Raw genomic sequence first — 23,760 nt, 5'->3', positions numbered from 1 at the left:
CAAGAAGGATTTGCAGTGAACGTAAGCCAGCTCTTGTTCTAAGAGGCGGTTAGCGAAGCATTGTGGTAGTAAGGGTGACGTGATCCTGTTATGAATACGGCATTTCTGAACGATCTGTTTTAGTGCCTTTTGTGCTCTTTGGTCATTTTTTCCAATTTACACTCATGTTAGCATCTGAGGACAAATGCTATTTATGGAATACCAACATGTCTTCAGATTATTACGGAACCAGTGCAAATTACGCACGTAAAGAAGCTGATTATCGAGAGAAAGCACTTAAACTCTATCCTTGGGTATGCGGACGCTGTGCCCGGGAGTTTGTATATTCGAATCTACGTGAATTAACGGTACATCATAAAGATCATGACCACACGAATAATCCAGAAGATGGAAGTAACTGGGAGTTGTTGTGCCTCTATTGCCACGATCACGAACATAGTAAATATCTGGAGCATGAACGTTACGGCAGTGAGATAAAGCCAGGGGAAGATGAACACCAAGCGGCGACATACAACCCATTTGCTGATTTAGCAAAGATGATGAAGAAGTGATTTTGCCGTGCTCTGCGACTTGGGGTTTGTATGCTAAAACATGTATGCCCACAAAATATGTTTGTGTAACAGAGTTAGTGGCAGCCGGTAGGCAAGCCCCTCACGTTAACGAAAGCTGCTTACCCAGTTTCTCTTTTGCCAATTGATAACCACGATCAATCATCTCTTGAGAGCGCTCAAACTGTAGTGTGCCACACGCGTTTCGCGGTACCTCTAGTGTGATGTCCGCGGGATAGGCCGCCAGTTTTTGGCGGGCAATGGTGGATTGCATAGCATCAAATGCCTGGTTGGCAATATCGTAGGCGGCAAAGTTAAAGCTCATTTTACTTTTTACGCTGCTGCCTAAGCTATCGATGAAATGTGTGATCTTGTGATGAAGCTTACTTTCCATTGGTTGTTGAGCTGTTAGTGGCACCTTCTGGGTAAGCACTTCGGGCTCGCCACCTAAGTTGACCGCGAGGGTGAGGTCTGTGTTGTCGCCAAAGGTAGGGGCAATGGGAACCGGGTTTAATACCCCACCATCAATTAGCGCTTCACCATTAATGGTGTGTGGGGTGAAAAATAGTGGCAATGAAATGGAAGCGCGAATGGCATCAAACAGTGAGCCCGATTTGATCCAGACCTCTTTTTCATTGGCGACATTCGCTGCTACCGCAGTATAGGTGATAGGCAGCTCTTCGATAGAAACATCACCGATGAGTTCACGCAGGGTCTCGACAATCCTATCTCCTTTGAACATACCACTGGATTGCCATGAGAAATCAAGCATCATCGCTATATCTTTCTGATCAATACTAGTGATCCACTGTTCAAATTCATCTAACTCGCCAGCGGCATATATGCCCCCGATGAGTGCACCAATAGAACAGCCAGAGATGGATTTGATCTGATAACCGTTTTCAATCAACCAGCGAATGATGCCAATATGGACCAGGCCTCTGGCGCCACCACTGCCCAGCACTAGTGAGATTGTTTTTGCCATCTTTTCATTCCTTCAAACACTCCGGAGAAAAATAATAACACATTGTTTACTAGCAGACTTTCGGGTTTGCGAATCTTCATTCCCTTCACGAATCATCAGGAGTTTGGTTTGGTATCAGGGGGCAGAAGTTAATCAAGTTTGGCCACTGAGTTATCGTTTTTCAATGTTTGATGAAGATTCCGCCATAACCGTGAATGCTTGTTTCACTGTACTAGATGATATCTCTACCGATCCAGTCGCCACTCATCGATATCCGACTCGCTCAGTTGTGGTCTATCCAAAGCTTTGCAAAACTGCACCACCCAATTGAGTTTATTTCTACGTTTCGAACCCTCGATGGGACGGTTAACATCAGATCCTCTGACTTTATGATAGCTAGTACGTTGCTGTCATAAAGTGTTACAAGCAAGCTGTCGAGTAATTCCTCCCGCTGAGTAGGCGACACACAACGACGTACTGCCTGCAAAACCTGTTGTAGATTTTCATGTTGCTTCCAGGTCAGGTTCTTGTCCCAATAAGGGTAAAGCTTAAAGAAGGCGAATAAACTGGTTGCCCGGTCTCCTTCCAGCCGAATTCCGCCGATAGCCAGATCCTGGTTTGATAGGCTATGGCCATATACTACCTGACTGCCCGATGGCTTAGCTTTTGCCGGAGAGCGTATGTTCATTAACGCAGTAGCAAAGCTACGGTTGTCATTGTTATTCTCGTAACTAAATGAAATAGGGAAGGGCAGCTCAAAAGACGCTGCCTCATTACTTTCTAAAAGCCTGAGTAGTGCATTTTTGGTCGCTTTAGTTTGTAAACCACGATGATTTATAAGGATAAAGAAGTACCCAATATTGGTCGTGGATACTTTATAGTTTTTCTCATCACCATCAAGAAAGAAGAAATTTTCGGCACATTTTTTATCCAGTGCCCATTCTTGGTGAATCCAGATTTCGATCTGTTCAATGAGTGCATTCTGACCGTTGTAGTGATTATTCCTCTTAAGTCTAAGAACTTTGCTGGAGTGGATGTCAACGATAAATGGGCCTGAACCTATAGGCGCGTAGGTTCCCTCTGGTTGATAGATATTACGTTGCGGTATGATCGAAGCTTCGGCCCTGGTTAGTAAGTAAGGTAAACCGGGATCGGCGTCCTTTAAAGTGATAACTACGCAGTACGTCGAAACCGCTTCTATTAGATTGATGTGGTCGTAAAGTCTTTGCCAGTATGAAGATATAGTTAAAGCCCTGAGGCTTTCAACGACATCTGCCGCAGTCACTGGGGACTGATCATGAAAGGTTGCCCCTGAGCGCAGATAAAAACACCATCGCATATGGTCTTCATCACTTTCCCAGTGATGAGCAAGCTCTCCTTTGAGTTCTGAACCATGATAACTCACCAGAGTCTGGAATATTTCGTGAATCAGGTGCCTTTCTGTCCGTTCCATTGAGTGATGAGGGTGTAACCAGCCTAGCTTTCTGTGAAAGGGGGCATATATGGTTTTCTCACTTTGGCTGGATGCCCGGCCCAAATAATGCTTTAAACCGAAAGCAACGTCGCGTCCATTGAAACCAATGAGCTGATATGCCTGCTCATATTTTCCTTGTTCGATAGCAATATCTACCGCCTGATAGCACGCCTGAATAGGTTCGATATGACAGTTAAGCTCCCCTTTCTGTCCTCGCCCTTTCATTGGATGCCAAGTTAACCAGCTGTTTTCAGCCATATGTTTGAGTAACGTGCGGGCATGTCTGTCACTGCAGTTGAAAGCGCCGACAATGTCGCCAATGGTGACCTTGTTAGCGCCGGGCCCTACTTTCTTGAAGAGATCTTCGTAGAGTTCTAATTTACGTTTGTTCATTTTTGCTTGCGGTATTTTTGTTCAGGCTGTTGTTCCGAGGCTTGTGTCTGAGTAGCAGTGAAAGCCGAGGTGCTCTCCCAAAACTTATTCGTATCGAAAATTTCGTTGAGACGCTGAACTCTTTCCGCTGGCGATAAATAAAACAGTCGAGCCCAAAAGCCTTGGTTTTTCTCATATTTATAAGTGGATTGGATATAGTTTGCAATGTAGTCATAGATAGTCATGATGTTTACCTTTCCGATTTGAACTCAGATAGGCTATATGACCCGGGAAAAATAAAACCGGAACAGATTTCTGGACTGTTCCGGTTTTATTCCTTCAAGGAAGCTTATTGTTTCAAGGAAGCTAACTGCAGTGGCATTGTGAGTTGGCCTCCTGAACAGAGGTATTGAGGTGCCATGATATATGGGGTTCGTTGATACTGCATGAGCCATGGCGGATTCGATGCTGTTGAGAGAACCTTAAGGGTAAGAGCTCGCTTCTTGCTTGAGGAAATCTATCAAAGTACGCGTCCTTAGCGGCATTAATGCCTTGTTCTGATACACAGCATACAACGGAATACGAACGTCATGGACTTGTGGGAGGATCCTGACCAGTTCACCGCTAGCCAGTTCATCTTTAACCGCAAAGTCTGGCAAAATACCAAATCCCATATGATTGAGCAGGAATCCTTTTAGTGAGTTTGTAGTGCGCACCCGTACTTTGGGCTTTTTGCTCAGCCTGATTTCTCCCTGTGGCGACTTTAGGATTAATAGTTTTTCCCCATGCACAATATCGTGGCTTACCCAGTCGAGTTTAAGCAGATCTTGTGCTGACTGTAACTGAACAACATCCTGCAAGTACTGTGGTGACGCACAAAGGATATCATCAAACTCACCAATTTTAGTGGCATACAGGCTGGAATCTTCGAGTGCAGATGAAGCACGAATTGCGATATCGCAGCGGGATTCGATTAAGTTGCTGTAGCTGTCACTCTCCACCACTTCAAGCTGAATTTTCGGATACTGACTGAGAAACTTACTGAAGAGGCGTATGTATCCTGCGTTGCCGATCGGCGTTGAAATGCGGATCAGGCCAGTTGGCTCGTTACTGAACTTCTGGGCTTCCGTGTTGGCCTCCATTGCCAGCTCTTTAATCATCAAACACTTTTTGTAGTAGCGGACTCCGGTGTCAGTCAGTGACAGCGAACGTGTAGTTCGTTGCAGCAGGCGGGTATTTAACCCTTGCTCAAGTTTGGTCACGATCTGGGACACCCGAGCTTTGCCAATGCCTAACTGTTCTGCAGCTTTGGTAAAAGACTGGGTTTCGACCACCTTAGTAAACACCATCATGTCATCTAGTGAGATCATTTACTTACTTATAGTTTAGTCACATTTAACTATGAGTTTATATGTCTGCTAATTATCAATCAATAACGAAACTATATAGTTATCGCAACACAATTGAGAAACACATGGAGCTAGACATATGATTGTTGTAACAGGTGCTAATGGCCAGCTTGGCCGTCTGGTGATCAAACATTTAGTCCGCAAAGTCGACGCGTCAGAAATTGTTGCTGCGGTTCGTACTCCTGAAAAGGCCGGTGATTTAGCCGCCATGGGTGTGCAGGTGCGTGAAGCAGATTACTCAAGGCCTGAAACGCTGGAAAAAGCGTTCGATGGCGCAGACAAAATTCTGCTTATCTCTTCGAGCGAGTTGGGCCAGAGAGTGGCACAACACCGCAATGTTATCGACGCGGCAAAAAGCCAAGGTGTTTCGCTTATCGCTTATACAAGCTTACTGCATGCAGACTCGTCGCCTTTAGGACTGGCCGCAGAGCACATTGAAACAGAGCAATACCTGAAAGAGAGCGGGGTACCATTTGTGCTGCTTCGCAACGGTTGGTATACGGAGAACTATCTTGCCAGCGTCGCGTCGGCCATTGCGCATGGGGCATATATTGGTAGTGCAGGTGAGGGCCGGATAAGCTCAGCTGCGAGAGAAGATTATGCAGAAGCTGCTGCTGTGGTCATTGCATCAGACGAACCACAAGCCGGAAAAGTTTATGAGCTGGCTGGCGATGGGGCATACACACTCGCTGATCTGGCGGCGTTAGTCAGTCAGGAGTCAGGTAAAGCAATACCTTACGTAAACCTGCCTGAACATGAATTTAAACAAGCCCTTGTTGGTGCCGGACTGCCTGAGCCATTCGCGGCACTGCTTGCAAATTCTGATACCGGCGCTTCGAAGGAAGGATTGTTTGATGATCAGGGTGAATTAAGTGCTTTGATCGGTCGTCCTACAACAAACCTAAGTGAAATGATCAAAGCAATCATTGATTAATCGCTATTGTTTGCTCCGAATTTATGTGGAGCAGAGCGACGGTTTATATTTCAACGACAACGGCAAATAAAGGTGCTTGCTGGTAGTGAGGATAACCTTTAGGAATTAACACAATGAAAATATCAAATGCGTACATTTCTGCAGCGCTGCTGACGACGGCATCATTGCTTAGTGCATGTACAAATACAACAGCTACTTCAAATAACCAGATGGTTAATACACCGATGAAACAGACAGCGGTGAAGGCGCAAGATGCATTCTTTAAAGACTTTGACGCCGAAGCAATGAAAGAATATTTCCGTGAAGATTATGTTCAGCATAATCCTCATGTACCTACAGGACTGGCGCCTGCACTTGGTTTTCTGCCTGTGTTAAAAGAGGCAGGGTTGACCTATAAAACTCATCGTCTCCTGGAAGATGGTGACTTTATCATCATGCACAACACCTATGATAACGCGGAAGCATTCGGCGCCAGGGAAGTGGTCACATTTGATGTCTGGCGTATGCAAGATGGCCAGGTTGCCGAGCACTGGGATGCTGTCGCTCCGGTTGTCAAAGATACCGCAAGTGGCCGTTCACAGTTCGATGGGCCGACATTGGTAACTGATACCGACAAAACTCAAGCGAACAAGCAACTGGTTGCCAACTTTATGGAAGATGTTTTTTTCGGCAAGGCGCCTGAAAACATCACGGAATACATTAGTACAGAGCAATACGATCAGCATAACACCATGGTAAAAGATGGCTTAGATGGCCTGAATGAAGCACTTACCTACTTAGCATCGCAGAATAATATGTTCGAGTACCATAAGGTTCATCGTATTTTAGGTGAAGGTAATTTTGTCCTGACCCAAAGCGCAGGGCGATGGAATGGCAAACCACAAGCGTTCTATGATTTGTTCCGTATTGAAGACGATAAAATAGTTGAGCACTGGGATATTATTCAGGAAATTCCGGAAAAAATGGCGCATGATAATGGCATGTTTTAACTAACAAAAAGAGCCTCTTATTAAGAGGCTCTTTTTTTGACGTTGGCTGGAATGACCCTGCTTTTTTACCCTCGTTACTTAGAGTGGGGTGAGGTGGCTAATGTGTTTTGATCCTGCGCTAAAGTAGCGGGTTGTTGTATAAAAGCGTTATCGCGTTTCACCTTCGATATAACAGAGAACCTGGCCAAAAAATGGATCTTCGACACGACTGAAGTAAAGTGAGCGGCCCTCTTCGGTAGTTTCGATCTCATCCAGGAAACCGTCATCGCCGTAGATGTAACTTTCGTAATGAACAAAGCCTTTTACTGGTAAATCGACACCATACCAAATACCATCGATATTCTCTTTACCATCACACGCACCAACAAAATGCTGCTCAGCACCAGATTTTTTATCGGCTTTATTTGTCCCTACCTTTTTTGGCTCATTTATTAAGTGTTGGTAATAGAACGTGTATTTACCTTGCTTAATATCAGGCATATACGGAGGTCGGAAACGCTCTTTTAAAATGTCCTCATTAGCAGCGATAGTGTCTGTATCCACCGCCCAGTTGATATCACTGTGCCGGGTATAAAAGAACACACTGTCTTTATCACAGGATTCCGGAGACACAGCGTAATCACACAGCATCACATTATTGGTTGTGTGAAGCCCTACCTTAGAACCATGTGAGTAACGGCCCGTATACTCAACCAGGCTTTCTGCATTCTTGGCGTACTTCTGATATAAGCCGTGAGTGTAACCGTCTTCGTCATACTCAACCGTGGCACGCATACCTAAACGGCCATAATCATCAGGCAGATAGAAATGAACTTGACCTTTCGGACGCATATGGCAGGCATAATGGTTAAAGTCATAAGCAAGGTAACTCGACTTCTCCGATATGAATAGATCGTTCTCGAAATCAATCTGCGCGAAGCAATCTCTGATGTCACTTAGCGATGTTACCGCTTTGCCTAGCACAATTTTGGTGTAAGGCATGTCACACATGCTACCAACAATCCCTCCTACTTTAGGATCGAGATCGGATTTACTTACTCCAAAGCACTGGCCTGTCTGAGGTTCTTCCTCGCTGTCTAAAAAATCACCGTCATAACCAAATAAAGGATCGGTTCCGCCTGTCTCCTTATAGCGCTCAGCAAGTTCATGCTCTGCGACATCTTCAAACATGGAGAGCAAATCATCTGATAATTGCTCGACAGTATCTAACGCCTGATGATCAAACGAATCCAGCACATCGTTCAATCGTGGCTCGTTACTCGCACTAAAATTAAGTTCATTGGAATCAAGCAAATCAGGAACAGATTGAATGAACTCAATCGCATTGTCTAAGGCGCTGCTTAGGCTGACGTATTCTGCTAACACTAAGTTTCGGATCACTATGAGCGATTTGACATCAGATGGCATTTGGCGTTCAAAGTCCGCCTCGCGTTCATCGATACAAGCTTTAACCTCACTGGCTAAGGATGTATTAAGGGATGCGCAGTGTGAGGCACTACCGGAAGCTTGCGCAAATGGATCAAAATCGACCCACAGGTCTTTAGTTATTTCGTAAGGATATCCACGAGATACACACGAAGCATCATCATAAATTACCGAGTGGTAAATGGCCCCATTGCTCGGTGCAACATTTTCTTGATGCCATTTTAAGGTACACATGTCCGGGATACTGTCAAAGGGCATATTACTGTGGCAATAAGAGAGCGTTTCTCCCATCAGGGTGTAGTTGGTTACACATGTACCATTCCCGTTTACTACGGGCTTGTCTTCAGATTGGCCTGCATTGTCAGTGTCACCGGAGTCAGTGTCACCGGAATTTGAACCATTTGAGTCCTCACCGGTTTCTGGATCCGTATTAGTGTCTGAGCCATTATCTGGTTGATCGATAATCAATTGATCATTTTTATCAAAGTAATAGGTTTCGGTCACACCATCTGGTTCTGTCACGACCACACTAGATGTACCGTCAGTGCCAGTCATGAACTTGAACTGGTAACCATTTAACACAACGGTATCCATGAGCAAACTGGCGCTTTGCCGAGCAAGAACGATCTCGTTACTCCCGGAATGATAAATAATCCCGCTCGCGTAGGCCTGGCTACCACTTACGTCATTTAACAACGTCGCAGTCGCACCATCACTAATAATGGTGCCGACGTAATCTGAAGAAGTATTGAGGCCTAAAAACAGACCCGGAGAGGATGACGTTTCCGGCAGTTGTTGATTTCCATCAGTGTTATGGTCGCTGCCTCCGTCACCACCGCCGCCACCACCGCAAGAAACGATGGCGAGTGAAGATAGCCCAACCCAAATAGCACGACACGTTTTATTGATAGACAACATAACCAGATCCTTTTTTTTCTTTTAACTAAGTCGTATTTTAGAGCACAAACTCTATGTGTTTGTTGGTATACCCAGCAAACCGAACGCTCTGTTGATACACGTCAATGTTTAGCAAAATTAAGTGAGTGTTCTTTATCAAAGAGCCACTAGAAAACGGAGACCTAATTGCACCAATAACTCGTTCTGTTCATTGATGATCGCGTTGATGGATGTCCATTCGAGCACTTTTCAGAAGGTCATGCTGACCTTTCACTGCCTATACTTATGCCAGCGCGTTTGATTAATCTGAATGTGGCATGACAACGTCAGCTTGCTTTGATCGCTGCACTAGGTGTGGCTATGTTATTGGCTAGCCCTCATGGGAGGTATAAATGCAAACACTGGAAATCGAATGGAAACATTTTGATGTGGCAGGTAAAACTTGTTGCCGGTGCTCCGGTACAGGTAAAGCACTCCAAGACGCTATCAGGAAACTTCGCGAAGAGTGTAAAACCATGGGCTGGGAGATACAGTTTAAGGAAACCAAACTCACTTCAGAGAACGTCGCAGAATCAAATGTCATTTTGTTTAATGGCAAGCCGATAGAGGAACTGCTACCTGAAGCCCGGTCATACCAGAGCCATTGTGAGTCATGTAGTCAACTCTCCGGCAAAGCAACGTTATGCCGAACGGTTGAGTTTGATGGGAGTTTCTATGAAGAGATACCGGCATCGCTTATTCGTCAGGTCATATGTCAAATTACCCGGTGCTGCTAGGTAAGTCGTGTTATATCTCACGGTGTTAATTGGCGTTACTTAACCAAACTACGGAGATAACCCTAACCTGAACCACAGGAGTGAGGTTTGTGGCTTCAATAACAAAGGCTTCTTTATTCAGAGAGGTATGATTCAATGGCAGTTGCTGTCGGAAAATGTCCAGTGAACTTTGTTATTCTCCCGCTTTTTTATGTCTGCTTTCTGTCATATTCTTCGAGATTTGAACCAACAACACAGTTTTTTGTACTGCTTGCTTGGTTAAACAACAATACTAAACGTGATTTAGTTAGCAGTTTTTCATTATTTAATTTCATACCTATTGCATGCATTTTATCGCTCAAGACTGGGTTTCCTGTGAGATGGTAGTACTTGTCTATAATCCTACAGGAATACTAATTGGCATATAAATAACATATAAATCATTAACTTAATCATGTATTTTTGCTGTCCGCATTTACTGTTTAGCCAGGCTTGGCCGAATTTGACGCGCAGATACGCTCGTTGTGGTACGTCTACGCCCTTTTTTTCCGCCTCTGCATAACGGCGTAAGGGTGAGGGAGCCGCGCCATTTCTACTTATAATTTTTGTTATTGATTCACTCGGGCCTGTCGTTCGGCTTTAACAAAGAGTGAAAACCTAACTAGGAGAGATAGAGATGAGAGGCTCACAGACATCGCAAGCAGGCAACGCTAACGTGATATTGCATGCCTTTGATTGGAAATATGCAGATATCGCCAAGCAAGCAAAAGCAATTCATGAACTGGGTTACGGCTCCGTACTGGTCTCCCCACCAATGAAAAGCGCTAAAGATGCGCGCTGGTGGCAGCGTTATCAACCTCAAGATTATCGTGTTATCGACAATGCGTTGGGTAACACCCGTGATTTTAAAGCCATGGTCGCCGAACTGGAGCGCTATGGTGTGCTCGTGTACGTCGATGTGGTGTTCAACCATATGGCAAACGAAGCTCATTTGAGAAGCGACCTCAAATACCCGCGTGAACAGGTTTTAAGTGAGTATGCTGCCGAGCAGGCGCACTATGATTCACTCAAGCTGTTCGGCGACTTAAGTAAGCCGCTGTTCACCGAAGACGATTTTGTCGAAGCATTCGGTATTGAAGACTGGAAGGACAAGTGGCAGGTGCAGAATGGTCGTATCACCGGCGGACCAACCGATCCGGGCCTGCCGACTCTGCGCGTGTGTGATCATGTGGTGCAGCAGCAGCGTGCCTATCTGCAGGTACTGAAAGAAATTGGCGTGAAAGGTTTCCGTATTGATGCGGCCAAACATATGACACTGGAACACCTTAAGCAGGTGTGGACTGAAGATATCGCCGATGGCGTGCATATTTTTGGTGAAATCATTACAGATGGTGGCGCAACGGAACAGGAGTATGAACTTTTCCTGGAGCCATACCTGAAAGAAACCCGTTTGGGGGCGTACGACTTCCCGCTGTTCTCGACCATCTTTAAGGCGTTCAGTAAAAAAGGCAGCTTTAAGTCGCTGATTGATCCGTACTGTTTTGGTCAGGCGTTATCTAAAGGGCGTGCGATCACGTTTGCCATTACCCACGATATTCCAAACAATGACGTGTTCTTAGATTCGATCATGGCGGAAGAAGACGAATGGCTGGCGTATGCCTACATTTTAGGCCGTGATGGTGGCGTACCACTGATTTACACAGATCTGGACACCAGTGGCATCAAAGGCAAGGACGGCCAGCCAAGATGGCAGAACAGTTGGCAGGATCCACGTATGGTCAGCATGATTACCTTCCATCGTATGGTACATGGGTTGGAGATGACTGTGCTGGAAGGTAACGACGATATGTTGGTGTTTAAACGGGGTGACAAAGGCATTGTGGTGCTCAACAAGTCATTACGTCCACAGACGCTCACTTTGCCCGGAGAGGGGAGTATGCATGATCTGTTGACGGATCAAGAGGTGACTTTGGGCTGTGAAATCAAAGTACCGGCGAAGAGTGCAATGATGTTGCTTAGTTCGGAGTTGGTAGGTTAATTCAGCCTGGTCTATGGGGCCTGTTCGGCCAACAGTTGATTAATTACAAAGCGGGTCAGCGCACAGGTGCTGATCCGCTTTGTTCGTTGAACCATTGTGAAATTGGCTGTGAAAGGTTTATCTGAACCCGAACGGTTTATCATGTTACGTCTGGAAAACCTTAGTCATTTTGAGCGTTATATGTGTTTCCTCGATTAACGCTCTGTCTTTACCAACCGGCTTTTCATGGCCTGCCACTCTTAAATTTGAGAATAGTTATTAGCTGCTTCAACAATTTTGTGGACTAGACTGTCATTAATAATTTTGTCATTAATTCCGGCCTTTAACAGGGGGCTCTATGCAAGTTCCAGCAATAACAAAATTCATTATCATACTCAGTGTGTTGTTTGCCCTGCCGGCTTATGCGAATCCAGTGTTGTCTAATGTAGACATTGAGCCTGTCTCTCTGGCCGGCAAGCCCTATTACCGGATTAACGCCGATTTCTTATCAGACTTCAAACGTAGTGATCGCTCTCGTGGTGAGTTTAGTGTGCCTTTTAGCGCCTTAGTGCCACAAGGTAGTTGCAATAATACGGTGATCGTCGATGTGGTAAACAGTGTCTTGTTTGAATTCCCGGTAACACCGCTCGGGCACATCACGCTGAATTTGGCGCAGCAGTTTCTCGGCGAAACATTTATTGCCGGGAGAGGGGGGGATGATGGTTTCATTTACGTGGCGGCGCAGTGGAATAAGAGCGTCACGGACGTACTGGCTAATGGCCAGATCGAAAGAAGTACCGATGGCTATCACGTGTTTGACCAGTTGTCCCAAGCACTTCGTAAAGGATTGCTGTATAAATACCTGCCTTCGGCAAGCCGGTGTAAGGTTGATCTCCTGCTTGCCTTTGGTTGGTCACAAACCGGTAAACTGCTGGCGGGAATATTAACCGATGATCTCAACGGTAAGCCATCACAGCCGATGTTTGATGGTCTGTTTTTAGGCGTGGCGGGAGGCATTTGCCGTGCCTTGCGGGATGGAGAGTTTCCGTGGAGTTATCACTACTGCACTGAGCCTCCACAACATCATGTTCCTACGGTGGCGTTCAATACCCAAAGTGAAGTGGAGCTTGCGCTGGGGGAGGGTGCGTTAAGGCAGCCGTCCGGGATACTGGCGATTTATGACTACGCAGGGCTTGCCCACATTGATGCCCAGTTTCTGCCGTTTGCGGCGATCTTCAGCGGATTTGAGTTCAGGCAGAATCCGGTCTCGGTGATCCCCGCGGTCCGAGCCTCGTTCTGGAACTTGTATCTGCAAGTTAAATACGGGGTGCCGGCGGCGGAAAGCCAACTTATGGATGCTGTGCCTGTAGCCACAGAACCGGTGGTTTTCCTGGATTCACGGTTTGATCCAAGCCTGAAAAGCTGGAGTGGCGGTAAAGTTTATACGGCTGATCAAGATGGAGACGGGGTTGCTGAGGGCGGGGTGCGTTTACCGCATATACCAACCCGTGTGAATGATCAGGTCAGCATTGGTGCGCCATTAGGAACCTATGGCGGTATTGACTTCAATTACGCCGGAGGTGGCGGGATTTTCTTTGCCAACGGTGGCACGTTTGAGCCTTATTCACCAGAGCAACTTGCCGAGCTTTACCCGACCAAAGAGGACTACCTGTTTAAGGTTACCAGTTCGGTGCTGTATTCCGTTCTCCAGGGGTATTTATTAATGGAAGACGGGTTGCAGATGATAGAACAGGCCGATGCCAAAGAGATGCCTCATTGGGTTGAGTAAAGCCATCCAGTCAGGCACTTTGAGCTATATATACCAAGCCCCTTTCCGGGGCTTGCTGGGTAGCCGGATAACAGTTAAAAGTAACCAGTGCATTTTAGTCTGGCAGTGAATGGGAGCTATAAATATGTGAGAGCATGTTAAGTACTTTATTCAAGGCTTAATTTGGCATCTGATTATCCAGGTGAATTATACTGTTGCATTATATAGTGCTGGTGTATTTTTGGCTTAAGCAGCCAGTCCACAAACGCCAGTCAGATGAAATATGAACAAGATCAGGCAGTAACGTTGAAATCATTATTACCTGTTTTTACTGTAAGTTGCCCCTGCTATTTATTTTAGTTTTTGGTGGTTGCTTGATTCGAGCCTTTGCCTCGCGCGTGAAGTTAGGTGGGTAGAATGAGTTCGAGTATTACCCGTCTTTGATATAATATCTATATGACATAGGCTTCAAAAATATACGTTGAGTATTTATTGTACTTGAGGTTGTAACTGAATATATAATTGGTGTGATTATTAAAAACTGAACTCATAAACATTATTAATGCTTGCTTATTTAAGTGTTTTTCTTTTTTAAATTATGAGAATTTTTCCCCGCCAACGAGCAGTTTTGTCATCTCCAACTCTTTTGGTGGTCTTAAGCCTATGTGAACGTGGCTGTCAGCAATTTGAAGTTATTGTGGATTTTGTCTTTTTTTCAGTTAGATGAGTTTGGTTTGTTGGTTGTTTACTGTTGTGCTGCTCTAGAGCAGCGCTCAAATACGAACGACATTCGGACAAACAGTGTCCGAATTTAATTGATATATATTTTCTTTTTGTCATCTGAAGGTCATGTTTATTCATTGCTTGTGGTGATGGGTTTTGCGTTATATATAAAAGGCGTTAAATAATTTGCACGTATTAATGCTGGTGTCATTATATTATTGATGAATAATGCATAAATTACAATCAACTAAATTAATGAGCCTTGCAAATGCTTTTAATTGGTTTATTCCTTCGGTTTATTTAAGCAAAAAGCGAATTTTGTTTTAGATCATTAAATTGTCAAAAACTGAAAAGATTGGGTTTAATTATTTAAACTATGACTAAGTTTAAATAATTAAACCCAATTGGGTGTTTTTGAGTGACCGAGTTCAAATGATAATCGGCTAATACACTTTTGTAAGGTCTCTTAGGACAATTTAGAAAGGCAGTTTTAGGTTTAAATAAGTATTCGCTGTATTGCCGAAATAAATTAAAAACGGTACTTTTCTCGTCGTTGAGTTTAAGAATGTAAACTAAAATGATGCATGTGAAGCAAGTTCGATTTACCGACCAGGACAGGCAATATCTGAGTAACTATTTTCGCCTCGCAGACACGATTGCCGATTTGATTGGGGCACATTGTGAAGTGGTGATCCATTCATTTGAAAGCTTAGATAACTCCGTGGTGAAGATTGTTAACGGCCACCACACCGGGCGTGAAATTGGCTCGCCAATTACTGATTTAGGCTTACGTATGAGGAGTCAGTTTGAGAAGACGGGCGAGGTCTCGCCCAAGAGTTACTTCACTAACGCATCAGATGGCTCATTGCTTAAATCGACCACGTGCATTCTGGCTGGTCCGGAGCTAAAACCGATAGGCATGTTGTGTATCAACATGAATTTATCATTCCCATTCCCTGAAATTGTCAAAACGCTTTTGCCGCAATGCAATGTGTCGCAAACCTTGGTCAGCGAGACATTCAGCAACAACGCCAATGATGTGATTAAGCAGGCGTTAAGCACAGCCACGGCGGAAGTGGATCAAGACGCGACAGTTTCGGCCAAAGGTCGTAATAAAGCCATCATCCGTTATTTGTTTGATAACGGCGTGTTTGAGCTGAAAGAGACGACCACACAAGTATCTGAGCAACTTGGGATCAGCCGTCAGGCAGTTTACAAGTTCATCCGTGAATTTAAATCAGAATAAAACTAATAACTTAGGAGTTATATCGTGAAACATATCATTGCCACTGAACAAGCACCTGCTGCTATCGGCCCTTACTCACAAGGTACGGCTTACGGCGAAATGGTTTACACCTCAGGTCAATTGCCACTTGTTCCAGAAAGCATGCAGTTTGTTGAAGGCGGCATCAAAGAGCAGGCGCGTCAATCGCTAGCAAATTTAAAAGCTGTACTGGAGGCATGTGGTGCCGGTCTGGATACAGTGTTGAAGACAACCTGCTTCTTATCGGATATGGAAAACTTCACAGCATTTAATGAAGTGTACACCGAGGTATTTGGAACAGAAAACGCACCAGCTCGCTCTTGCGTTGAAGCAGCAAGACTACCAAAAGATGCATTGGTTGAAGTTGAAGCCATTGCTTACAAAAAGTAAACATTATCAAAAATATGGGCATCAATAGGAGATTCTCATGAGCGTTTCATTTATTGCATTAAGCATCCTGTTTTTCGGGTTTTACGCGCTACTCGCGAACTTCAAAAAACAAAAGAAGAGTTTTAACTTCCGCGTATTAAGCGCACTTGCTGCTGGTTTGCTATTCGGTGGTGCTATTCAGCTTGTTTTCGGTGTCGGCAACGTTGCAACAGCTGGTTTTGCGGAGCTGATTTCTGTTTTTGGTAAAGGCTACATCAAGCTGCTACAAATGATCGTTATCCCACTGGTATTCGTGGCGATGATCTCCTCGATCATGAACGTAGAAGGTGGTGGTGCGCTATCGCGTATCGCACCGAAAATCATCGGTATTCTACTTTTCACTTGTGCTATCTCTGCGGCTGTGGGCATCGCAAGTATTTACCTGTTCGGTATCGATGCAAACGTGCTAGTGAGCACAATTGGCACTAACAGTGCTATCGAAGCTCGTGGTGACTCTCTAATTGCAACACAAGATGCGTTGGCGAGCAGCGGCCTTTCTGGCATGGCGTTGTCTATCATCCCAACCAACATCTTTGACATGTTAACCGGTTCACAGCGTACTTCGACACTATCGACAGTGCTGTTCGGTATGTTCCTGGGCTACAGTATCCTGCAAGTGAAAAACCGTAAGCCTGAGAAAGTGCAAAATTTCGTTGATTTCATCAACTCAGCGAAAGAAGTGGTGCTTTCAATGGTGCGTGAAATTCTGAAGCTGACACCTTACGGTGTATTTGCTCTGATGACTACATTCATGATGACTAACGATTTGTTCGCACTTGCAGAAATGGGACGCTTCCTACTGGCAAGCTACGTGGCAATCGGTGTCATGTTCGCTATCCACTTTGTGATGGTGTCAATGTTCGGTTTGTCTCCGGCGAAATTCATGAAGAAAATCTGGCCGGTACTAGTGTTTGGCTTCGGTTCTCGCTCAAGTATGGCGGCGATTCCACTCAACGTTGAAACCCAAACTCAACGCCTGGGTGTGGACGAAGAAACAGCAAACATGTCTGCGACATTCGGTACCAGTATCGGTCAGAACGGTTGTGCAGGTATTTACCCGGCAATGCTGGCCATCATGGCAGCACAAGTGATGGGTATGCCAGTTGACCTCGGCTTTGTCCTACAACTGATTGCGGTTATCGCGATTGCTTCATTCGGTATCGCCGGTGTTGGTGGCGGTGCAACGTTCGCAGCGGTAGCGGTGCTGACCATCATGGGTCTGGACATTACGGTGGTGGCGATTCTGGTTTCTATCGAAGCGCTAATTGACATGGCTCGTACTGCACTGAACATCTCAGGTTCAATGTTGTCAGGTGTGCTAACCGCGAAGAAGAATGGCTCACTAAACGCTGAGCAATACAACGCTGATGTTGCTGCAACAGTAACAAAAGAAGCGGTTGTGTAATTTCCAAACTTAACTAAGAGCACCCAACGCGGGTGCTCTTCCGTTTTTCCTGAGTTCAGGTTATTTAGGTAGTAAATATGAAAGTTGTTGTCGTAGGCGGTAGTGCCGCTGGTATGAGTTTCGCAGCGAAATACAAACGTAATCAGCCATCGGATGAAGTGATTGTGTTGGATAAACGTGATTACATTTCGTTTGGTGCGTGTGGTTTACCTTACTTTGCTGGTGGCATGTTTGATGACACTGAGCGCATGATTTCTCGCACGCCAGAGCAAGCAATCAAATCAGGCTTGGACGTGCGCATCGAAACGGAAATGGTGGCGGTAGACTGCGCTGAAAAGCAGATCACGATTTGTCATCAAGGCGAAGAGAGCGTCATGGATTACGATATGTTGGTCATCGCTACGGGTGCCCGTCCAATCGTTCCGTCATTTGGTGAATTCAACCCAGAACATGTATACACGCTAACCAGTATGGAAGATGGCTTGGCGGTTAAACAAGCACTTAAGGACAGCAGTAAACAACGCGTTTGTGTGATTGGTGGTGGCTTCATCGGTCTCGAGGTGTTTGATGCGGCGCACGGCTTAGATAAGCACGTGACCATCATTGAGCGTGAAGAACACATAATGAGCCGCCAGTTCAGCCCGGAAATGATTGAGGTGGTAGAAAGTGCGATCCGCGAGTCTGGCGCTGAGCTGAAAACCGGTTGCAGCGTATCGGCGATTCGCGACGCTGAGCAGGGCGGTTACATCGTAGCAACTGACAATGGTGATGTTGAGGCGGACATTGTGATCATGTCACTTGGCTTCAAACCAAATACAGAAGCTTTCGAGTTGGCCAAAGCAGCAAACGGCGCATTGCTGGTTGATGAGTTTGGTGCCACAGAAGATGCATACATCTGTGCGGTGGGCGATTGTGCCGTGGTGCATCATATGGCGCTGGGAAAATCGGTTTATGTGCCGCTGGCAACCACTGCAAATAAGCAAGCACGCATGATGGCAGACAGACTTGCGGGTAAAGACACTTACATGACGGGCTTTTTAGGTTCATCTTGTTTGAAAGTGCTGGATTATGAACTGGCATGTACCGGTGTGTCTGAATTGATGGCCAGAGAGCATGATTTGGCAGTGAAGGTGTCGACCATCTCGGACAAAAACCAGACTGATTACTACCCGGGTCAGGAAGACATCAAAGTCAAGTTGGTTTACCACCCGGAAACCAATGTTCTGTTGGGCGGCGAAATCGTCGGTAAGAAGGGCGCCGTCGGCCGTATTAACGCACTGGCGGTTGCCATTACGGCGAAGATGACCACGCAACAGCTCGGCTACATGGACTTCTGCTATGCACCACCATTCGCCCGCACCTGGGATGCATTGAATGTCGCGGGTAATGTGGCGAAATAATACTCAAATGTTTTATGGTTATAGGCGAGGGGAAACTCTCGCTTTTTTTTGTTCTTCGAGACTGAAAAGACAGGTGCTGCTTGGTAAAAGACAGGTGTTTATCGTGCAGGGCTAGTAAGGGGACCTGTAATCAGAAGAGGAAGACAAGAAGAGTAAATGCTGGGTGAACCTATCCCAGCATTTCGACACTCATTTACCTAAATTTTCGAACCGTAAATCAGTGTTTTTAGAGGTATGTGAACCGTAACTTGTCGTTACGCTGGGAATAATAGCGACATTGCTGGCGCGGCGCTATGGAGGGTGAAGCGAATCCGCCGGGCTATATTGTAAAGATTATTGTACACCATGCTGCGCACGGCCTGATGAGAAAAACAGGCATCACTTGATAGTGATTTTGAGCGTCAATTGCCTTTAAACTAAACAAATGTATCAGCTATAAACTAAATGCAGAAACATTTGCCTACATATAAAAGAATAATCTTTCTATTTGTCCTGTAATTATCTTACAATCTCGGTGAACCTTAAACGAACAGCTGGGTTTTGGATATGTGACTCTGGCGCTTTCATTTTGCTTCGAACCCAAGATGAAACCGTGTTACGTATCGGATCCCCGCCTGAAACGACCCCTTGTTTGGGATGCCATTGGTGTGCTTCGCTGTAAGCCAACCTTGTTCCGTGCATGGCTTTTGCTATGCGCGAGGCAGTGTCGTTTTTATCATTCGGGCCCCTGAACCAGGCCTGGAGTCTTTCTATACAAACGGATTAACTTTAGAGGTATTAACCGTGAACCTTAAACTTGTTGGCAGTTCCCTGATCGTTGCGGGAACGGCACTGGGCGCAGGTATGCTTGCGATCCCTATGGTCCTGGCACAATTTGGTCTCCTTTGGGGGACATTGTTGATGTTGTTTATCTGGGGTGGCACCACCTATGCGGCGCTGTTGCTGCTTGAAGCCAGTTGTAAAGTTGGCGGCGGCGCGGGTATGAATGCGATCGCGCGTGAAACGCTGGGACGTGGCGGCCAGTTGGTGACTAATGCGCTGCTGTATGCACTGCTGGTATGTTTATTGATGGCATACATCATCGGCGCGGGCGATTTAGTCCAGCAATTGGTTGCTTCGGCGGGATTAACTCTTTCTACTGTCACCTGCCAGATTGGTTTTACGTGCCTGGTAGGGGTGATTGTTGCGTCCGGTACGGCTGCGGTCGACAAACTTAACCGGGCGTTGTTTGCCGGTATGGTCATTGCGCTGGTGGTCACGCTGTTTGCGCTTACGCCGAGTGTCTCATTTGCCGGCTTAAATGAAGTTGTGAGTGAGGACAAAATTGCCCTGATCAAAACCAGTTCGGTGCTGTTTACCAGTTTTGGTTTTGTGGTTGTGATCCCGTCTCTGGTCTCTTACAACAAAGAAGCAAGTAAAACAGAGCTGCGCAATATGATTGTTGTTGGTTCGGCGATTCCTCTCGTATGTTACATGCTGTGGCTGTTTGCCGTGGTTGGTAACCTGCCACCACATGAACTGGTTCAGTTTGCTAATGTGTCAGAATTGATCCGGGTACTCGGCAAAGAGTATGACGGGCTTGAGGCGATTCTATCGACCTTTACCGGACTGGCGTTGCTGACCTCGTTCTTGGGCGTGGCAATGGCGCTGTATGATCAGAATGCAGAGATCCTCAAAGCCGGCAAGCCGGTCATCTTTGTTGCTACTTTTATCCTGCCACTGCTTGGTGCTGTTATTGCTCCTGAGCACTTCCTCGCTATTCTGAGTTATGCCGGTATTATTCTGGTCTTTCTTGCGGTGTTTGTCCCACTATCGATGACACTCAAAGTACGTCGCCAACCTGCCTTTGATGCAGATGTCTATGAAGCTGGCGGGGGAGTCATGGGCATGAGCTTGATTTTCCTGTTCGGCTGTTTTTTGCTCTTTGCTCAAGCGGTATAACGGCAGGCAGTCCTGCGAAAGTGAAGTGACATTACTACAGATGTAATTAATACCAAGCGCACCGCATGAGTGCGCTTTGTTGTATCTATGGCTCGATAACAGTTGTTATGAGTACATTTGCTAACGATGCTATTGGGGGCTTTTAACCGGAGAATTACCCAGAACTGACAAGTAGAAACGGCGGAAAACTTACCCTGGAGGAAGATCAGAGATAAGGGAAGTAAAGTGTCGAAACTGATATCGTTGAGTATGGTGGCGGTCCTGGGCTTGTTTACCGCGTACAGCAGTGACGTGGCTGCCGAAGCAAAACATAAACCTGGCCACAAGCATCATCACAAGCACTACCACAAGCCAGGTAAAGTTGTGGTGGTAAAGCATAAATCCCCTAAACATAAACCTAAGCACCGCTATTATCATTACAAGCGGGTGCCAAGCAATGCAACTTATATAAAAATAGGCAACCTTACTTACCTGAAAGTAGATGGCCACTATTACAAGCGTTCACGTGACCAGTATATTCATATTGTACTTTGAACTAAAAACAGCGAGCTTTGCTCGCTGTTTTTAGTTCATGTTGCAGCCAATGCAAAGTATGGCGCGACAGAGTTAAACCTTAAACCGGTTTAAAATGTCATCCTGTTTGCGTACATTTTCATGCTGGGCATGCATCGCTTCGTTAGTCTGGCCTGCCGACTCCGCCACTTGTGTGGATAGATCTTTAATGTTAACGGTGTTGTTGTTGATTTCTTCTGCCACCAGGCTTTGCTCTTCAGCGGCTGATGCGATCTGCAAATTCATATCGGAAATTCGTTGGATTGCATCACGGATGCGCTGTAACGACTCGTTGGCTTGCGCAGCTTTGTCAACCGCGTCCACCGCACTGCCTTTGCTCTGCTGCATGGCGCTGGCTACTGAAGAGGCGCCTGACTGAAGCTGTTCAATCATGCTGCGAATTTCTGTGGTTGATTCTTGAGTACGCTGAGCCAGGGTGCGCACTTCGTCGGCCACTACGGCGAAACCGCGTCCGGACTCTCCTGCTCGAGCGGCCTCAATCGCCGCGTTTAGCGCCAGTAAGTTGGTTTGGTCGGCAATATCGTTGATCACTTTGAGGATGGTTTCGATATTGGCAGTGGCTGACTCCAGTCCCTGAACTTCTTCCACAGCCTGATCGATGCTGTCGGCCAGCAGGTTAATAGTTTGAGTCGAGTCATTGACCACTGCTGAACCTTGCGACGTCGCCTCATCCGCTTCTTTGGCGGCGCTTGCCGCGCCCTGGGCGTTGTTTGCCACCTCGCTGGCGGTGACCGACATTTCATGCATCGCAGTCGCCAGTTGTTCCAGCTCCTGTAGCTGAGTCTGAATGGCTGAGGCCGAGCCTTTTGCCCCTTCAGCCGATACCTTAGTACCTGCAAGGATCTCAGCAGAGATCTGCTTTGATTCGATCATCTGCTGTTGCAGGTTTTCCATGAAGGTATTGAAGCCCTTAGCCAGCTCTGAGAATTCCTGGTCTGTGTCGGTGTCCAGTCTTTGCGTCAGGTCGCCTTTGCCAGAAGCCACGCCCTGAATGGCAGTGTTAAGCTGATCGAGCGGACGCATTAGCATGCGGATCAAAATGGTTAAAGCGATAATCGAAGCAATCACGGCAATCAGGGTATAAATCATCGCGCTATTGCGCAGTTTGGTCACCGCCGAAAACGCAATGTCTTCATCGATCAGGGCTCCGACGTACCAGTTTTCACCCTGAATAGGAGCTAACGACACCATGTAGGGTTTACCGTTTATGTCAAAATGCTGAAAGCCGGCTTTCAGATTGACTTGAGGCAGGTAGCTGGACAGTTGCTTGCCATTGTTTTTCGCGTCGGGGTGGGCGATGGTTGTTCCATCTTCCGTGACCAAAAACAAATAGCCAGCGTCAAAGACATTGACTTGGTTGGCGAGCTCTGCCAGTTTGGTTAACTCGAGATCGTAAAACATACCAGCTACGAACTGGCCATGCTGTTTCACTGGGGTGCCGATAGAAATGATGACCTTTTTTGAAGACGCATCGACATATGGGCTGGTCACGACCAGTTTGCCGTTGCTTTTGGCATCAATGTACCATGGGCGTTGGCGAGGATCGTAATCCGGGCCTGCATCCCAGTTATCGTCATTTTCAATAACGGCACCATCAGCCTGGTAGCCAAAGCCGATGGCAAGAAAGCTGGATTTTGGTTTAGGCATCTCAATGACCGATTTAACGTAGTCACGGTTGGTTGGGTCAATCTCGATGACCTCAGTCAGTGACTGGGCGAGATCCTTTTTGGCCGTCATCTCGGATGTAACAGTGTTACCGATACTAGACAAAATCTCTTTAACGCTGGTATCAACGTGTTCCTCGATCTGATCGCGCACAGTCAGTACCTGTTGAATAGACAGCAGCGATACGGTGACAAGTAATAGTACTGAGGATGCGGTAACGACTTTGTGTCTGAATTTCATGGTGTCCCTCTATATTTACGGCTAGCGAGTTCCACAGTCACTTCTTATTCCCTGAGTGATTAGATGTGTGGTCGGTGCACTATATGTTGTGCTTATAATATCTATCGACAGATTTATCAGAATTATTAGGGAAAGTTGAGGATTTTTGTTAAGAAAGCGAATTCTTGATTAAAAATGTGATTTTGCTCGTCTTGATCTTCAACTGTCATAAAATGGTAATAAAATTAAGATATCGGCTTTCAGGCTCCGGTTTACCAGCTCTTTAATGCTTTTTTTAATAACTTAAAATGATGAATTTGAACTAAAAAGTTGTCTTTTTTATTCATAAATGGACAGTTTTTATATCCTTTGGTTGTTTGCCATATGAACAGTTATATTGCCAAAGTGTTAGGGAACCTGACGTAAAAAAAAAGGCCTTACATCTGTAAGGCCTTTTTGGCTATCGGTGTTCCGTCCTAAATAAGGTTGACACTTTCCAACCCCAAAATTGGAGAGTGTTATGAAATCAACAAATAAAAGAACTCAGCGCGATTATTCCCTCGCTTTTAAACTCACCGTAGTGGATGAG

General features: G+C 45.9%; 18 protein-coding genes. 12 read left to right on the top strand and 6 right to left on the bottom strand.

The features are described 5' to 3' along the window. Nucleotides 1–206: 206 nt before the first annotated feature. Nucleotides 207–551: a YajD family HNH nuclease gene (locus tag P2G85_RS15810; protein ID WP_275865030.1), complete on the top strand. Its 345-nt coding sequence runs from the start codon at nucleotides 207–209 to the stop codon at nucleotides 549–551. A gap of 100 nt (nucleotides 552–651) precedes the next feature. On the opposite strand, the gene P2G85_RS15805 is transcribed toward P2G85_RS15810, so the two are convergent. The 4 genes from P2G85_RS15805 to P2G85_RS15790 all read right to left on the bottom strand — a co-directional run bounded on the left by P2G85_RS15805 (nucleotide 652) and on the right by P2G85_RS15790 (nucleotide 4,728). Then, complete coding sequence (locus tag P2G85_RS15805) at nucleotides 652–1,533, bottom strand: patatin-like phospholipase family protein (RefSeq protein ID WP_275865029.1); 882 nt, start codon at nucleotides 1,531–1,533, stop codon at nucleotides 652–654. Between the two features lie 262 nt (nucleotides 1,534–1,795). Further along, a complete protein-coding gene (locus P2G85_RS15800; RefSeq protein WP_275865028.1) occupies nucleotides 1,796–3,379 on the bottom strand; it encodes an SgrR family transcriptional regulator in 1,584 nt (527 codons plus the stop codon). Next, on the bottom strand, nucleotides 3,376–3,603 hold the full coding sequence (locus P2G85_RS15795) for a hypothetical protein (protein ID WP_275865027.1): 228 nt from the start codon (nucleotides 3,601–3,603) through the stop codon (nucleotides 3,376–3,378). The genes P2G85_RS15800 and P2G85_RS15795 overlap by 4 nt, the downstream gene beginning before the upstream one ends. Before the next feature lie 237 nt (nucleotides 3,604–3,840). Further along, a complete protein-coding gene (locus tag P2G85_RS15790) occupies nucleotides 3,841–4,728 on the bottom strand; it encodes a LysR family transcriptional regulator (RefSeq protein WP_275865026.1) in 888 nt (295 codons plus the stop codon). A gap of 118 nt (nucleotides 4,729–4,846) precedes the next feature. On the opposite strand from P2G85_RS15790, the gene P2G85_RS15785 reads away from it, so the two are divergent. Together P2G85_RS15785 and P2G85_RS15780 are read left to right on the top strand one after the other, a co-directional pair. Continuing rightward, nucleotides 4,847–5,701, top strand: coding sequence for an SDR family oxidoreductase (locus P2G85_RS15785; protein ID WP_275865025.1), 855 nt, complete (start codon nucleotides 4,847–4,849; stop codon nucleotides 5,699–5,701). Nucleotides 5,702–5,814: 113 nt separating this feature from the next. Beyond that, entirely contained in the window at nucleotides 5,815–6,690 is an 876-nt protein-coding gene (locus tag P2G85_RS15780) for a nuclear transport factor 2 family protein (protein ID WP_275865024.1), read from the top strand. 147 nt (nucleotides 6,691–6,837) lie between these two features. Here P2G85_RS15780 and P2G85_RS15775 read toward each other — a convergent pair whose 3' ends face one another. Beyond that, entirely contained in the window at nucleotides 6,838–9,033 is a 2,196-nt protein-coding gene (locus tag P2G85_RS15775; RefSeq protein ID WP_275865023.1) for a hypothetical protein, read from the bottom strand. A gap of 371 nt (nucleotides 9,034–9,404) precedes the next feature. On the opposite strand from P2G85_RS15775, the gene P2G85_RS15770 reads away from it, so the two are divergent. The 9 genes from P2G85_RS15770 (at nucleotide 9,405) to P2G85_RS15730 (ending at nucleotide 21,248) form a co-directional block, all read left to right on the top strand. Continuing rightward, nucleotides 9,405–9,788 (top strand): DUF2703 domain-containing protein, encoded by a 384-nt coding sequence (locus tag P2G85_RS15770; RefSeq protein WP_275865022.1) that lies wholly within the window; start codon nucleotides 9,405–9,407, stop codon nucleotides 9,786–9,788. A gap of 655 nt (nucleotides 9,789–10,443) precedes the next feature. Next, nucleotides 10,444–11,805: an alpha-amylase family protein gene (locus tag P2G85_RS15765; protein ID WP_275865021.1), complete on the top strand. Its 1,362-nt coding sequence runs from the start codon at nucleotides 10,444–10,446 to the stop codon at nucleotides 11,803–11,805. Nucleotides 11,806–12,142: 337 nt separating this feature from the next. Then, the gene (locus tag P2G85_RS15760; protein WP_275865020.1) at nucleotides 12,143–13,573 is read left to right on the top strand and encodes an alpha/beta hydrolase domain-containing protein; all 1,431 of its coding nucleotides are present in this window, start codon (nucleotides 12,143–12,145) and stop codon (nucleotides 13,571–13,573) included. Nucleotides 13,574–14,852: 1,279 nt separating this feature from the next. Continuing rightward, nucleotides 14,853–15,521: a PAS domain-containing protein gene (locus P2G85_RS15755; RefSeq protein ID WP_275865019.1), complete on the top strand. Its 669-nt coding sequence runs from the start codon at nucleotides 14,853–14,855 to the stop codon at nucleotides 15,519–15,521. 24 nt (nucleotides 15,522–15,545) lie between these two features. Then, nucleotides 15,546–15,929, top strand: coding sequence for a RidA family protein (locus P2G85_RS15750; protein ID WP_275865018.1), 384 nt, complete (start codon nucleotides 15,546–15,548; stop codon nucleotides 15,927–15,929). Nucleotides 15,930–15,966: 37 nt separating this feature from the next. After that, nucleotides 15,967–17,373, top strand: a complete 1,407-nt coding sequence (locus tag P2G85_RS15745; protein ID WP_275865017.1) for a cation:dicarboxylase symporter family transporter — start codon at nucleotides 15,967–15,969, stop codon at nucleotides 17,371–17,373. A 77-nt stretch (nucleotides 17,374–17,450) separates the two neighbouring features. Beyond that, the gene (locus tag P2G85_RS15740; protein WP_275865016.1) at nucleotides 17,451–18,773 is read left to right on the top strand and encodes a CoA-disulfide reductase; all 1,323 of its coding nucleotides are present in this window, start codon (nucleotides 17,451–17,453) and stop codon (nucleotides 18,771–18,773) included. 783 nt (nucleotides 18,774–19,556) lie between these two features. After that, a complete protein-coding gene (locus P2G85_RS15735) occupies nucleotides 19,557–20,714 on the top strand; it encodes an aromatic amino acid transport family protein (protein WP_275865015.1) in 1,158 nt (385 codons plus the stop codon). Nucleotides 20,715–20,939: 225 nt separating this feature from the next. Further along, nucleotides 20,940–21,248, top strand: a complete 309-nt coding sequence (locus tag P2G85_RS15730; protein WP_275865014.1) for a hypothetical protein — start codon at nucleotides 20,940–20,942, stop codon at nucleotides 21,246–21,248. 72 nt (nucleotides 21,249–21,320) lie between these two features. Here P2G85_RS15730 and P2G85_RS15725 read toward each other — a convergent pair whose 3' ends face one another. Beyond that, nucleotides 21,321–23,192: a methyl-accepting chemotaxis protein gene (locus tag P2G85_RS15725; RefSeq protein ID WP_275865013.1), complete on the bottom strand. Its 1,872-nt coding sequence runs from the start codon at nucleotides 23,190–23,192 to the stop codon at nucleotides 21,321–21,323. Nucleotides 23,193–23,760: the final 568 nt, after the last annotated feature.

It is taken from the genome of Vibrio sp. CAU 1672 (assembly GCF_029223195.1).
Lineage (GTDB): Bacteria > Pseudomonadota > Gammaproteobacteria > Enterobacterales > Vibrionaceae > Vibrio.
The sequence above is the reverse complement of the archived record's forward strand: the minus strand, read 5'-3'. Positions and strand labels throughout refer to the sequence as shown.

What these genes read in the sequence shown, in the direction of transcription:
- P2G85_RS15810 (WP_275865030.1), top strand. Translation starts at nt 207, where the DNA reads ATGTCTTCAGATTATTACGGAACCAGTGCAAATTACGCACGTAAAGAA.
- P2G85_RS15805 (WP_275865029.1), bottom strand. Translation starts at nt 1,533, where the DNA reads ATGGCAAAAACAATCTCACTAGTGCTGGGCAGTGGTGGCGCCAGAGGC.
- P2G85_RS15800 (WP_275865028.1), bottom strand. Translation starts at nt 3,379, where the DNA reads ATGAACAAACGTAAATTAGAACTCTACGAAGATCTCTTCAAGAAAGTA.
- P2G85_RS15795 (WP_275865027.1), bottom strand. Translation starts at nt 3,603, where the DNA reads ATGACTATCTATGACTACATTGCAAACTATATCCAATCCACTTATAAA.
- P2G85_RS15790 (WP_275865026.1), bottom strand. Translation starts at nt 4,728, where the DNA reads ATGATCTCACTAGATGACATGATGGTGTTTACTAAGGTGGTCGAAACC.
- P2G85_RS15785 (WP_275865025.1), top strand. Translation starts at nt 4,847, where the DNA reads ATGATTGTTGTAACAGGTGCTAATGGCCAGCTTGGCCGTCTGGTGATC.
- P2G85_RS15780 (WP_275865024.1), top strand. Translation starts at nt 5,815, where the DNA reads ATGAAAATATCAAATGCGTACATTTCTGCAGCGCTGCTGACGACGGCA.
- P2G85_RS15775 (WP_275865023.1), bottom strand. Translation starts at nt 9,033, where the DNA reads ATGTTGTCTATCAATAAAACGTGTCGTGCTATTTGGGTTGGGCTATCT.
- P2G85_RS15770 (WP_275865022.1), top strand. Translation starts at nt 9,405, where the DNA reads ATGCAAACACTGGAAATCGAATGGAAACATTTTGATGTGGCAGGTAAA.
- P2G85_RS15765 (WP_275865021.1), top strand. Translation starts at nt 10,444, where the DNA reads ATGAGAGGCTCACAGACATCGCAAGCAGGCAACGCTAACGTGATATTG.
- P2G85_RS15760 (WP_275865020.1), top strand. Translation starts at nt 12,143, where the DNA reads ATGCAAGTTCCAGCAATAACAAAATTCATTATCATACTCAGTGTGTTG.
- P2G85_RS15755 (WP_275865019.1), top strand. Translation starts at nt 14,853, where the DNA reads ATGATGCATGTGAAGCAAGTTCGATTTACCGACCAGGACAGGCAATAT.
- P2G85_RS15745 (WP_275865017.1), top strand. Translation starts at nt 15,967, where the DNA reads ATGAGCGTTTCATTTATTGCATTAAGCATCCTGTTTTTCGGGTTTTAC.
- P2G85_RS15740 (WP_275865016.1), top strand. Translation starts at nt 17,451, where the DNA reads ATGAAAGTTGTTGTCGTAGGCGGTAGTGCCGCTGGTATGAGTTTCGCA.
- P2G85_RS15725 (WP_275865013.1), bottom strand. Translation starts at nt 23,192, where the DNA reads ATGAAATTCAGACACAAAGTCGTTACCGCATCCTCAGTACTATTACTT.